A 13,009-nucleotide genomic window follows, 5' to 3' on the forward strand; every position below is an offset into this window, starting at 1 on the left:
AAATCTTCCGCAAACTGCGTGGTCGCCGCAGGGTAAACACCACGCCACGTAAGCTCCGCCATCGTAAATCCTCCGTTGAATTGATAATCGTATACAGTATATAATGCTATTTGAAAAGGAGTTTGTTGCTATGCCGCAATTTCTCGTTATTGGTGCAGGCATTCTGGGTTTGTCAACAGCGCTCGCCTTGCAGGATAAAGGCCTGTCGGTGACGCTGCTGGACGACGCGCCGAAGCGACCGCCCGCCTCCTGGGGCAATGCAGGACATATTGCGGTGGAGCAGGTGGAGCCGCTGGCCAGCCCGGCCACGCTGCGCGGCGTGCCGGGGCGCCTGTTGGCCAGCGACGACGCGCTGTCCCTGCCCTTGCGCGACCTGCGGCATTGGCTGCCCTTTGGCATCCGGCTGGCGCTGGCGGCGCGGCCTGCCGCTTATCGGGCCGGAACAAAGGCCCTGAAGGGGCTGGTCACCCAGGCAATGCCGGCCTGGCAGCGGCTGGTGGGCGGGCTGGGCGAGCCCGGCCTGCTGCGGCAGGATGGGCATTATGTGCTGTGGGATACGCCACAAAGTGCCGCCGCCGGGCTGGCCCGCTGGCAGGCCAGCGATACCGGCACCACCGATTTCCGCCCCATCGACCGGGAAGAGACGGCACAATTGCGTGCCCTGCTGGGGCGTGACCCGGCCGGCGGCATCCGTTTCCGGGGCAGCGGCCAGATTGCTAGCCATGACCGGCTGTTCCAGGCCATGCGGGAGAGGCTGCTGGGCCGCGGCGGGCAGATCATCACCGGCAAAGCCACCGCCCTGCCGGTGATGGATGGAAGGGCGGCGGTAAAGCTGGCCGATGGCACGCTGTTGGCGGGTGATGGCATTGTCGTCACCGCCGGGGTGGCCAGCCGCCCGCTGATGGAAAGCCTGGGCCATCGGGTGCCGATGATCGCCGAACGTGGATACCATCTGCACGCACCGCCGGGGGAATGGCCGGCCGACCTGCCGCCCTTGGTGTTTGAGGATCGGTCGCTGATCGTCACCCGCTTTGCCGATTATCTGCGTTGTTCCAGCTTTGTGGAATTCAGCCACCCAGACAGCCCCGCCGACCCGCAGAAATGGGAACGGTTGCGTAATCGTGTACGAGAATTGGGCCTGCCCTTCCCCCTGCCGGCGGGCGAATGGCTGGGCAGCCGCCCCACCCTGCCCGATTATCTGCCTGCCATCGGTCGCAGTGACCGGGCGGGCAATCTGTTCTATGCCTTCGGGCATCAGCATCTAGGCCTGACGCTGGGGCCATTGACGGGGGAATTGATCGCCGCGCAGGCAACGGGCCAGCGCCCTGCGCTGGATCTTTCGCCCTTAAATCTTGATCGTTTCGGATAAGGAATAACCATTATGACAACCGGTATCGGTGGTTCCACCATCGAAATGGAGCTTTCTGGCCTTGGCCCCTGGGCCGATATCGCCCCCGCCATCACCCCGGCGGAGCGGGAGATGCGGCTGGAAAAGGCCCGCCAGCTGATGGTGACCATAGGGGCCGACGCATTGCTGGTGGGGGCCGGGGCCAGCCTGCATTATTTCGCCGGCGTGCCCTGGGGCGCCTCGGAACGGCTGGTGGCCATGCTGCTGACCCGGTCGGGCGACCCACTGCTGTTCGCCCCCACCTTCGAGCTGGGATCGCTGGCGGCCGACACGGCCATTTCCGCCAGCGTGCGCGATTGGCAGGAACATGAAAGCCCCTACGCGCTGGTGGCCGGTGCGCTGGCGGAACGCGGGGTCGCCACCCTGGCCGTCGACCCCGCGATGGCCTTCACCATGGTGGACAGGCTGCGCAAGGCCGCTCCGGGCGTCAACCTGCTGGATGCCACACCGGTGATCGATGGCTGCCGCATGGTGAAATCCGCTGCCGAGTTGGCGGCCCTGCGTCAGGCCAAACAGATGACGCTGGAGGTGCAGCGCCGGGCCGCCCGCATCCTGCATCCCGGCATCACCGCCACCGAGGTGAAGCGTTTCATTGAGCAGGCGCATCGGGCGCTGGGAGCGGCCGGCAACAGTTTCTGCATCGTCCAGTTCGGCCGTTCCACCGCCTTCCCGCACGGGTTGCCGGGGGAAAGCGTGCTGGTGGAAGGTGATGTGGTGCTGATCGATACCGGCTGTCTGGTCCAGGGCTATCATTCCGACATCACCCGCACCTATGTGTTTGGCGAACCCACGCACGAACAGCGGCGCATCTGGGCGATTGAGCGCGAGGCCCAGCAGGCCGCCTTTGATGCCGTGCGTCCGGGTGTTCTGTGCGAGGCGGTGGATGAAGCCGCCCGCCGCGTGCTGGCGGCGCATGGGCTGGGCCCGGATTACCGGCTGCCCGGCCTGCCCCACCGCACCGGCCACGGAATCGGCCTGTCGATTCACGAGGCCGCCTATCTGGTGCGCGGCGATAAGACACCGCTGGTCCCCGGTATGTGCTTTTCCAACGAACCGATGATCGTGGTGCCCGACCAGTTCGGCATCCGGCTGGAAGACCATTTCCATGTTACTGAAACCTGTGCGGAATGGTTCACCCAGCCGTCACCGTCCATTGATCGCCCCTTCGGCTGAACAAAGGCAACCCGCCCGTGCAGGTGCCGGGCGGGTTTTCCGCAAGATCAGCCCGTTGAAAACAAGCTGATCCCGTTTAAGCAAAAAAATTCATCTACCACCCGTTAAGAGGGTAATTTACCAACCAGCGCTCACCGTATAATATTGAAGAGGTAGCCCCGAAGGGCTAATCAGAGGGCGGTTGCCGATCCGGCGCCAGGTGAAATTGCAATGCCCGTCACTGAGGGCACAGGGGAGGTGTTGTATGATTGGCTATCCGGGTTACCCGCAGACCATTTCCTATCCGCAGACCATCTCGTATCCTCAAGCGGTCTCGTGCATTCCCGCCAGCTGCTATTATCCGCAAACGATCAGCCTCGCTCAGCCCGGCACCATCAGCTTCGCTCAGCCCGGCACCATCAGCTTCGCTCAGCCCGGCACCATCAGCTTCGCTCAGCCCGGCACCATCAGCTTCGCTCAGCCCGGCACCATCAGCTTCGCTCAGCCCGGCACCATCAGCTTCGCTCAGCCCGGCACCATCAGCTTCGCTCAGCCCGGCACCATCAGCTTCGCTCAGCCGGGGACGATCAGCTTCGCTCAGCCGGGGACGATCAGCTTCGCTCAGCCGGGGACGATCAGCCTCGCTCAGCCCGGTGCAGCGACCGCCGGGGTGACGCAGGGGCCGCTGGCCCCGCCGCAGACGACAGCCGTGGGTAATCCCTGGGTGACGCAAACCACCTATTGCCCGCCGGCCGCCTGATTTGCCCCCCATGGTCCGGGCGGGTATCCTCCCGCCCGGACCTTTTTCAGTATATCGGCAAGGGCGACCCCATGTTTCTGCTGGCCAGCGATGTTGCGCCCTTTTTACTGTCGCGTGCCCTGCTGACGGCAGAGGATGTGGTCAGCGACAGGCTGCGGATTCGAGAGGTCAGGCGGCGTAACCGCAGCTTCCGCATCTCCGGCATCGAGGGTCCGGGCCTGTTCATCAAGCAGGTGGCCGCAGCGGCCCCCGATCTTGCAGGCTCCATCGGGCGGGAAGCGGCCTTGCATCAGATGGCGGCGACCTTTCCGGCCCTGTCGGTCCTGCGGGGAACGACGGTGGCGCTGCGTCGGTTTGAGGAGCGCCGCAGCGCGCTGGTCTTTGACCTGTTCGGCGATGCGGAAACGTTGGATGCACATTATCGTCGCACCCGGCAGACGGACCAGGCGACAATGGCCCTTCTGGGCGCTGCTTTGGCCGGCATCCATACCCAGGCGGAACCGCTGGCAGCCCATATTGCCGACCAGATTGGCGCGCCCCGGCAGCCGCCTTGGATATTGACCCTGGGCCAACGGGATATGCCCCTTCTCGGCCAGGGCGGGGCGCATCTGGTGGCCGCCATCCGGGCCACCCCCACCATGCTGCAGGGGTTGCAGGCGGCCCTGGCAGGATGGCGCCCGGTCACCCTGGTGCATGGTGATCTGAAATGGGACAATATCCTGGTTCGTGAGGGGGCGGAAAAGATGCCCGACCTGCGGATCGTGGATTGGGAGCTGGCCGATCTGGGTGATCCGCTCTGGGATCGGGCAGGTGTGCTGGCCGGGTTTTTCAGCAGCTGGCTGGTGGAGGATGGCGGCTTGCCCTGGATGGCCACCCCCAATGCGCCACCACGCCCCCCCCTACCGATACCCCTGCCCCCCTTGCAGTCCATGTGGCCCGCCATGGCCGCCTTCTGGCGGGGGGCCAGCGGTGCCGGCGGGTCGGATATCTCTGCCCTGCGGCCAGTTCTGCCTTATCTGGGGGCACGACTGCTGCAAAGCGCCCTGGAATCCACCTTCACCTCCCCCACAGTACCCCCGCTGGCCGCAGAGCTGGTCAATCTTGCCGGGCTGGCCTTCGCCGCACCGGAGCGGTTCCTGGCGGAATTTCTTGATCTCAGCCGGGTCGCAGAGGATGCCCCGCCACCCCGTCCGGTGGAGGCCAACCCGGCCCCGCCACCGGCACACGGGCCGGCCGACTGGGCCGACCCTTCCCTGGTGGCAGTGGCGGAGGCGGTCCGCATCCTGCCGCCCCAGTCGGTGCAGTTGAGCCCGCTGCCGCCGCAACCGGTTTCCGCCCCGCCGGGCCAGGATGTCCGCCCTTCCATGGTGGAGGCACTCTGGCCGCTGCTTTATCAATATGCCTATACGCGCCGCTGGGATGGCAATCCCGCACCGCCCAAACAGCTGGATCTGACACCCGACAGCACCCTTGTCTCCCGCCTGTCTGGTGCCAATGCCGGCCATTCGCTGCTGGATCGCGGCTGGCAAATCTATCAGGTGGCACCGGACGGGCGCCTGCATGTGGAGAAAGGTGGCGGCTATCGGGTTGTCAGTGCCGGACAGGCGGGGCTGCCCCCCGGCTTTCAGCCGCAGCCCGGTACCCTGATCGATCTGCGGATGCCGCACCAGTCGCTGACCGCCCAGGCAGGTTATTATCATGCCTTCGGTGAAACGCCCGCCAGTGCGTCGGAAGAAGGAGAGCTGGCGCGGCTCTATTTCAATGTCGGGGCGGAGCAGGCGCCGGCCCTGCTGCATCTGCTGACACTGGGGCTCAACCGCTATTTCATCCCGTTCAGCCTGAAATGCCCTGTCGCCCCCGCCCTGTACGACCGGGTGGATACGCTGGTGCTCTATCCGCCCCGGCGTTATCTGCCGCTGGTGCTGGATGTGCTGGATGAGGCAGTGCCGATGATCGCCCCCCTGCTGCGGCCGGGGGAGCCACTGTTCACCCGCCGGCTGCTACCGGGACTGGGGGGGGCAGATGATCCCGGAACGGGGGAAAGTTTCGGCCAGTCGCGGTGTCGATTGGTGGCGGCGGGCATTATTGATGCCTGGTCAGGGGGCGGCACATTGCTGGACTGTATGGGGGCGCGGTTAAGCGGGGCCGGGCTGCGGCTGGAGGCCCCGCATCTGTCGCCCGGCCTTGCGGATCTTTACCGGCCGTTGCGGGGGGCACCATGAACCAGATGCTGGCAGCCGCCCCCCTGGTGGAGGGGCGTGACCATTTCCTGCGCTGCGCCGATGAGATCGGCCGCCGCCTCTGCCGGGATGCGTTGCGCCACGGTGACAATATCAACTGGCTGCGGACGGAACCGGAACAGCGGGAAAACCTGCCCCAGCTGCTGGTCCGGCCGGTAGGGGCCGATCTTTATCAGGGAACAGCCGGGATTATGCTGTTCCTGGCGCTGTTGCATCAACGCACGGGCGACCGGCTGGTCGCCCGCACCCTGGATCAAGCACTGGCCGCGGCCACCAAAAGTGCTGGCACAGGCGCAGGGGGATTTTATACCGGCGATGCCGGCATTGGCGCATTGTTCATCAGCCTTGGTCTGCTGCAAGGGCGCGAGGGGCTGGTGGAAATGGGGCTGGCGCGGCTGGGACAGGCGGTGAGGTTGCACAAGCCGGCCGCGCTGGACCTACTGGGCGGGGCGGCGGGGCTTATACCCTTGTTGCTGACCCTGGCCCGCCACCATGACCGGCCGGATTTCCAAGATCATGCGCTGACACTGGGCGCCACCCTCCTGGCCGCCGGGCAATCCGGGCCCGACGGTCTCTGCTGGCCCAGCGGAACGGAAGGGCCGGCGCCCAGCGGCTTCGCCCACGGCGGTGCCGGCATGGTCCCCGCCCTGGCCAGCCTGCACTTGGCCAGCGGGGAAACCCACTGGGCGGAGGCTTTGACAGAGGTGCTGCGTTATCAGCGGGCGCAATTCAATGGTCCGATGGGCAATTGGCCGGACTATCGGGATGCCGCCGGCACCCCTTCCCCCCAACCCAGCTTCGGTGCCTCCTGGTGCCATGGCGCGGCGGGAATCGGCCGGTCACGGCTCTGGCTTCTGGCTGCCGGCGCCCAGGACCCGGTATTGGGGGAGGAGCTGGAGGCTGCCCTGCGGGTCGTCGCCATGGCGATTTCCCAGCCTGCCGCTTCCGCTCCCGCCGATTTCAGTTATTGCCATGGTCTGGCGGGCATGGCGGATCTGCTGCTGGATGCCGGGCTCTGGCTCGGGCGGCCGGAACTGACGGCCCTTGCCGCGGCGGCCGGCTATCGCGGCATTGAACGTCATGCGGTCCCGCGCATTCCCTGGCCCTGCGGGCTGCATGGGGTGGGAGAATTGCCGGGACTGATGACCGGGTTGGCGGGGATCGGTCATTTCTATCTGCGGCTGCATGATCCGCTGACCACCGGCAGCCTGCTGCTGCCGGACCCTTATCTGGGAACACGCAATAATACCAGCGGCATGAAATCATGATCGACGGTATAACTTGATGGGAGGAACAACACGATGAACGAGCCGAAGGCCGGTGCCCGTTTTCCCGGTTCCCCGCCGCCGGAGGGCGGCAGCCGATTCGTGGTGTCCCATCGTACGGCACCTTTTCAGGATGCCGATCAGCGCAAGCAGGCGCGGGACCGGTTCGATGAATTTGTCGATAGGGCACTGACACCCAATGCCGACCTGAAACGCCAACAAGAGGCGCCGACGGATCATGGCCGCCGCATTCTGGTGCTGGAGATCGATGCAGCCGAGCTGCAGGAGAAGCTGAAGGACGGTCCCGACAATTTGCTGGTGGAACGCGAACTGCCCCGGCAGATCCCCCGCCCCCTGCCCCCGCCGCTGCGTGACCTGCACCGCCGGGCACGGCCAGAGCCGGCCACCCGCACCGCGGCGGAGAAAAAGGCACAGCTCTCCCTCACCCTGACCGTTCTGGCCAACGGCACGGCGGCTGAAGGGGCGCAGGTCGGCGTCTGGTTTGAGACAGGGGCCAGCAATACCACGCTGGTTCAGGTGGTGGCCGATGCCCAGGGGCAGGCCGTGCTGGCCTATAAGCCCGGCTGGACGCCGGCCAAAGGGCTGATCCTGCCCTATGGCCGGGCCTGGAGCATGATGGTGGAAAATCCGCATGACGGACAGACCATCAATCTGCCACCCCTCCCCATGGGCCAGGGCCCGACGGGCTGGTGGCATGCGCTGACCGGCGCGCCTTATTACGACCCCAACCGGGGGACGGGCATCCGGATCGGCGTGGTGGATACCGGGGCCGGGCCGACGCCGCTGCTGGATCATGTCCAGGGTCTGGGCGCGTTCCTGTTCGGGGAATTCCTGCCGGGCCCGCAGGCGGCGGCGGATGTGCAGGACCATGGCACCGCCGTCACCGGTCTGCTGGGGGCCCGGCCGTCCCTGGGTTCCACCGATTTCTGCGGATTGGTACCGGGGGCGGATATCGGCGTCGTCCGGGTCTATGGCGAAACGGGCGGCGCCAGTCAGGTGGATATCGCCTCGGCCATTGATCTTCTCTCCACCAGCCATATGGCGGACCTGATCAATCTCAGCCTGGGCGGTGCTGCCTCTGCCATTGAACATGATGCCATCATCGCCGCCCGGCTGCGCGGCACGCTCTGCCTGGCCTCGGCCGGCAATGCGGAAGGCGGTGCCGTCACCTATCCTGCCGCCTATCCGGAATGTGTGGCGGTATCGGCGTTGGGGCTGTTGGGCACCACGCCCATAGGCAGTTTTGCCGCCAGCTGGACCCCGCAAAGCTGGGACCGCTACAGTGCCGGTGGTATTTTCGTGCCCGATTTCATCAGTATCGGCTGGCAGATTGACGCGATTGCCCCCGGCACCGGTCTGATCTCCACCATCCCCAGCCGCTATGGCCAGGAACGCCCCTATGCCGATATGAGCGGCACCTCGCTGGCAGCCCCGTTGACCACCGGCGTGCTGGCCACCCTGCTGAGCCGGGACGCAAACTACCGCAACCTGCCGCGCACGGCGTTGCGGGCGGATTATGCCCGTCAGGTTCTGGCACAGCACCTGATCAATCTGGGCGTCGCGCCCTGGTACCAGGGCTGCGGTGCTGCCTACGCGTTCCCGGTGATATGAGGGGCGCTCCGGGGCCTTCCATCGGGCGGCTTCTGACTGCCCTGCTGCTGTTCCTGCTGATCCTGGCGCCCGCCGCAGGGGCACAGGACGCGCAGGCTCGTCGCCTGCTGCAGGAAAAGCGGCTGGTTATCGCGGCCGACAATCTGTTTCCCCGCACCCATGGCAGCCTGATCATCACCCAGCCGCAGGCGACCCTGTTCCGGCTGACGCAGGGGGTGATCGGGCGTATGCACGGAGAATTGATTGCCTGTTCCCTGTGCAGCCAGCTTCCCAACGCGCTGGATGGATCGCTGGTCACCCTGCAGGATGAGGAGGGGCGCACGGTTACCCGCGCCAGTTTTGAGCTGCTGCCCAACCTGCGCTGGGGCGATGGGACACCGCTGGATATTGGCGATATCGAATTCGGCCTGACCGTGGCCCGGCGTTATCCGCCACAGGTGCTGGACCCGACGGGGATCACCGCCCGCATACGTTCCCTGCGCATGAGCGGGCCGCGCCGCCTGGAAGTGCTCTATGAGGGCAGCCTGTGCAAGGAACAGCTTTTCGTTCCTCCGCCCCTGCCCCGACGGTTGGAAGAACCGATATTCCGGGCCGATCCCAACCGCTATCTTCAGCGCAGCCTTTATTTCACCGAACGCAACCGCCCCGGCCTCTATCTCGGTCCCTATATGATCGAGTCAGAAAAAGCGCCACACAGCATTCAATTGCGGCGAAACCCCTATTATGCTGGCACTACCCCTTATTTCGAGCGGGTGGACCTGTTGTTCAGCGATCCGGAGAGCGCCGAAAAAGGGCTGCTGGACGGCAGCATTGATGTGCTGTTGCCAAAGGCTGTGCGGGAGGAAGCCTTGGTCCGCTTCACCCGCGAACGGCGCGACCGTTTCAAGATCCTCTGGTCCCCCTCCACCACGCTGACTTGGCTGACCCCTAATTTCAGCCGGCCGGCCCTGGCCGACCGGCAGGTACGGGAGGCGCTGTATCTGGCGCTTGACCGCGATGCCATGGTGAAAACCCTGACATTGGGCACGTCGCTGGTGGCGCCGGGCTATCTGCACCCAGGCCTGCCGGCCTATATGGCCGGCTTTCCCCGCTATGGCTATAATGTGACAAGGGCGGCAACGCTGCTGGATGGCGCCGGATGGCGGCGGGACAAAAGCGGTCAGCGGCGCAACGCCGAGGGCCAGCTCCTGGCGCTGACCCTGTCTTATCGCGCCGGCGACCATGGCGTCGGCCTGGCCCTGGCCGATGCTTGGCGCGCGATCGGCGTCACTGTCTCCTTGAAAGAAGAGCCGGATATTGTCAGTGCCTTCCGCGGACGTGGTTTCGATATGGTGCTGAGCAGCATCACCTATTCCGCCGTTTCTCCCAGCATGCCGCAATTCTTCCTGTCCAACGCCGTGCCGACGGCAGAAAATGGGATGCGCGGCCTGAATTTCACCGGCCATGCCGATCCAGCCCTCGATAACGCTATTGAGGCGATTGACCTGGCGGGATGCACACGTGACGACCAGCGGCAAGCCTGGACCGCGTTTCAACAGCAACTGATGAATGAATTGCCGCGCCTGCCGCTCTGGTTCAACAGCTTGGGCACGGTTTTCACCAATCGATTGGAAGGGGTTGGTAATCCCCCCTTCGGCGATCCCGTGCTGACCATTCAGCGCTGGCGACCAAAGGCGACCATGCCACCCTGACGGGCTCCACCCTATCCTCTTTTACATACACACCTGATTGAACATCTCGGCGGTTTGGGCGATCTTGTTGTTAATCAATGTACCCCCTGAAGGAATGTTGTGACATGGCAGACAACCGCCTCTCAGGATGGATAAAGCAATGCCCGCCTCACAATCCGGTGTGACGGCGGCCATGGCCGATACCCGCCCGGGAAGCAGCGGATGGGGGTGGGGCAGGCGCTGGCTGCTGCCATCCCTGCGTGCTGTGGTTCCAACCCTGATCGCTGTGATCCTGATGGCGGGGCTTTATAGCCGCGGCGGGCAGACTGTGCTGGATCTGTCCAATGACAATGCCCAGATCCTGCAAAATATGGAGGCCAGCGTCAGGCTGGCGGATATCGGCAACCGGATGCAGGGGCTGAGTGCCCGCTTCAACTGGATCATGGTGCTGAAGGCGGCGGAACGCGAGGGCATTGATGTCGGGGCTGAACTGGAGAAAGCCACCGCCGCGCTGGATAATGTTATTGCCGATATGGAGGCTTATCGCCGGGCGGGCGCCAGTACAGAACAAATTCCCGCCATCAATGATATGCTGAACGAGCTGTCGGACTATCGCAGTGCGGTCACCTGGGTTGGCTCCATGGTCGATCTGGATTACCCCAGCGCCGTGGCCTATCTGGAAAGCTTCGGGCAGGTGTTCGACCGCGTACAGGGGCAGCTGGCACAAATGGTCAGCGCCCACGGCGCCCAAGCGCGCCAGTTGGCCGCCGCCGCCGCCCACCGGGCCGACAACAGTATTCAGACTTTCCTTTATTTTGCGATTGCCATGTCGGCCGGTGTCGCCCTTTTATCGTGGCTGATCGGCCGCTATCAACAGCGCCTTCGCGTGGATACCGAACTGTTGCAAACCCAGGTGGATCTGCGCACCGCCGATTTGCAGCGGGCCAATAGCGAGCTGGCGGCTTCGGCCAGCACCCTCAGCCGGCTGGGCCATGTCGGCCGGGAACTGACGGCGACCCTGGACCTTGGCCAGGTTTGCGACGCGCTGGCACAGAGCGCGGCGGACCTGTTACCGACAGAAGCGTTCGGTATCGCCCTGCTGAACGAGACTGAGAACAATATCGCCTATGTTCTGTTCAATCTTGATGGCAAGCCCTTTCCCAACCTGCCGTCCTATCCGCTGGACCACCCCACATCCCTGACCGTGCAGGCCTTAAGCTATGGCGGCGATATGATGGTGCTGGATCAGGCTGCGGCGGCCCTGGCACCATCGATGCAGGAAAGCGGGGATGCTCGTATGGCTTCCCTGATCTTCTGCCCGCTGGCCATTTCGGAAAATGTGCTGGGCGTGCTGACGGTGCAGACACGCCAGCCCAACGCCTATGGCCCCCGCGAACAGGATATTCTGCGCACCCTGGCCGCCAACGCGGCCATCGCCATTGCCAATGCCCAGGCCTATCGCCAGCTGGGCACGACGCTGACGGAACTGCGCGCTGCCCATACACGATTGGTTCAGCAGGAAAAGCTGGCCTCACTGGGCGGGCTGGTGGCCGGGGTGGCGCATGAGATCAATACGCCGCTGGGCGTGGCACTGACCGGGGCCAGCTTTATCGAAGGCCAGTGCCAGGAACTGAAGGTGCGGCTGGATAACCGGGAGCTGAAACGCTCTGATCTGGATGAGTTCATCAAGATCGCCGATGAAGGGATGCATGTGGTTCTGACCAACCTGACGCGTGCTGCCGATCTGGTGCAGAGCTTCAAGCTGGTGGCCGCCGATCAGCATAGCGAGGAGGCGCAGCTGATCGATCTCGGCCGCTATCTCCGGGATATGGTGCGCAGCCTGGAACCCTTGCTGCGCCGCAGCCGTGTGGCCATGAAACTTGATCTGGCCGATGGGGTGATGCTGCGGGTGGCACCGGGTCCGGTGGCGCAGCTGGCCACCAATCTGGTGCAGAATGCGGTGATCCATGCTTTCGCGGGCGTGGCAGAGCCCACCATCCGCATCCATCTGCCCGCCCCTTCTGACGCGAACCTGCCAGTGCGCTTCATGATCAGTGATAACGGGGTCGGCATGGTACCGGAGGTGGCGGCAAAAGCCTTCGACCCCTTCTTCACCACCCGTCGCGGCAGCGGCGGCACCGGCCTGGGCCTGCATATCGTGCATAATCTGGCCCAGGCAGCGCTGGGCGGCGATGTGGAGTTGCAAACCGCACCCGGCGAAGGCTGCCTTTTCACCATCACCCTGCCCCGCCAACCGCCGCAGCGCATGGCGGCAGCCGGGTAAGACTTGTGAGCCTCACTACCCTGCGGGGCAGCGTCCCGGCCGGCAGGTTTCCCCGCCTGCCGGGATAGCCCACCCGATTGATCAGGCCGCCTTGGTGGTGGCCAGATCGTAAGAAGCGATGATCGGCGACTGCGGGTTGTGCTGGCTGTCGTAGGGGATGTACTTCATCTCCACCTTGGTGAAGTTCAAGGTGATCTGCTCTTCCGGACGGTCGTTGGTGGCAACGATGTTGTAGGAGGAAATCAGAGTATTGGTCAGGGTGAATTCAATATAGGTGTCACCCGGATTGCCCGAGGAGACGATGTGGATCTTGGTGGTCACCCCGTTGCGGCCGGAGCAGGATTGCGAGAACAGCTTGACCGAAGAGCTGTCGGACGTCTTGGTCAGCGTCACCTCACCCACCGACGGTTCGGAACCTTCGCGGTTGGAGGTCGCACCGGCCAGCGTGTTCATGTGGCGGCTGACACCCCATTGCAGGGTTTTGATGTCGGTCCATTGCACATGGTTCTGGTGGGTTGCGTCGCCGGCAATGCCTTCGATCTGCATGTAAATCGGCATCATTCTCTCCTTGGATTGGTTGATCGGAACAGCAGTTCAG

At 64.5% G+C, this 13,009-nt stretch carries 9 protein-coding genes; 8 read left to right on the plus strand and 1 reads right to left on the minus strand.

Going from position 1 to position 13,009, the window contains the following annotated elements; translation table 11 throughout:
* Positions 1-130: 130 nt before the first annotated feature.
* The 8 genes from CHB97_RS23505 (at position 131) to CHB97_RS23540 (ending at position 12,411) form a co-directional block, all read left to right on the plus strand.
* Positions 131-1,369, plus strand: a complete 1,239-nt coding sequence (locus CHB97_RS23505; protein ID WP_089290463.1) for an FAD-binding oxidoreductase — start codon at positions 131-133, stop codon at positions 1,367-1,369.
* A gap of 12 nt (positions 1,370-1,381) precedes the next feature.
* A complete protein-coding gene (locus CHB97_RS23510) occupies positions 1,382-2,581 on the plus strand; it encodes a Xaa-Pro peptidase family protein (RefSeq protein ID WP_089290464.1) in 1,200 nt (399 codons plus the stop codon).
* A gap of 244 nt (positions 2,582-2,825) precedes the next feature.
* Positions 2,826-3,320 carry a hypothetical protein gene (locus CHB97_RS23515; RefSeq protein ID WP_089290465.1) on the plus strand — a complete coding sequence of 165 codons (495 nt, stop codon included), beginning with the start codon at positions 2,826-2,828 and terminating at the stop codon, positions 3,318-3,320.
* Between the two features lie 71 nt (positions 3,321-3,391).
* Positions 3,392-5,542, plus strand: a complete 2,151-nt coding sequence (locus CHB97_RS23520) for a T3SS effector HopA1 family protein (protein WP_143271158.1) — start codon at positions 3,392-3,394, stop codon at positions 5,540-5,542.
* The gene (locus CHB97_RS23525; RefSeq protein ID WP_089290467.1) at positions 5,539-6,828 is read left to right on the plus strand and encodes a lanthionine synthetase LanC family protein; all 1,290 of its coding nucleotides are present in this window, start codon (positions 5,539-5,541) and stop codon (positions 6,826-6,828) included. The genes CHB97_RS23520 and CHB97_RS23525 overlap by 4 nt, the downstream gene beginning before the upstream one ends.
* 33 nt (positions 6,829-6,861) lie before the next feature.
* Positions 6,862-8,457, plus strand: a complete 1,596-nt coding sequence (locus tag CHB97_RS23530) for a S8 family serine peptidase (protein ID WP_089290468.1) — start codon at positions 6,862-6,864, stop codon at positions 8,455-8,457.
* Positions 8,454-10,148 (plus strand): ABC transporter substrate-binding protein, encoded by a 1,695-nt coding sequence (locus tag CHB97_RS23535; RefSeq protein WP_089290469.1) that lies wholly within the window; start codon positions 8,454-8,456, stop codon positions 10,146-10,148. Before CHB97_RS23530 ends, CHB97_RS23535 begins: the two co-directional genes overlap by 4 nt.
* 139 nt (positions 10,149-10,287) lie before the next feature.
* Positions 10,288-12,411 carry an ATP-binding protein gene (locus CHB97_RS23540; RefSeq protein WP_160106209.1) on the plus strand — a complete coding sequence of 708 codons (2,124 nt, stop codon included), beginning with the start codon at positions 10,288-10,290 and terminating at the stop codon, positions 12,409-12,411.
* Between the two features lie 81 nt (positions 12,412-12,492).
* On the opposite strand, the gene CHB97_RS23545 is transcribed toward CHB97_RS23540, so the two are convergent.
* Positions 12,493-12,972, minus strand: coding sequence for a type VI secretion system tube protein Hcp (locus CHB97_RS23545; RefSeq protein ID WP_244559682.1), 480 nt, complete (start codon positions 12,970-12,972; stop codon positions 12,493-12,495).
* Positions 12,973-13,009 lie beyond the last annotated feature (37 nt).

This window comes from Azospirillum sp. RU38E (genome assembly GCF_900188385.1).
In the GTDB taxonomy this organism is placed as follows: Bacteria; Pseudomonadota; Alphaproteobacteria; order Azospirillales; family Azospirillaceae; genus Niveispirillum.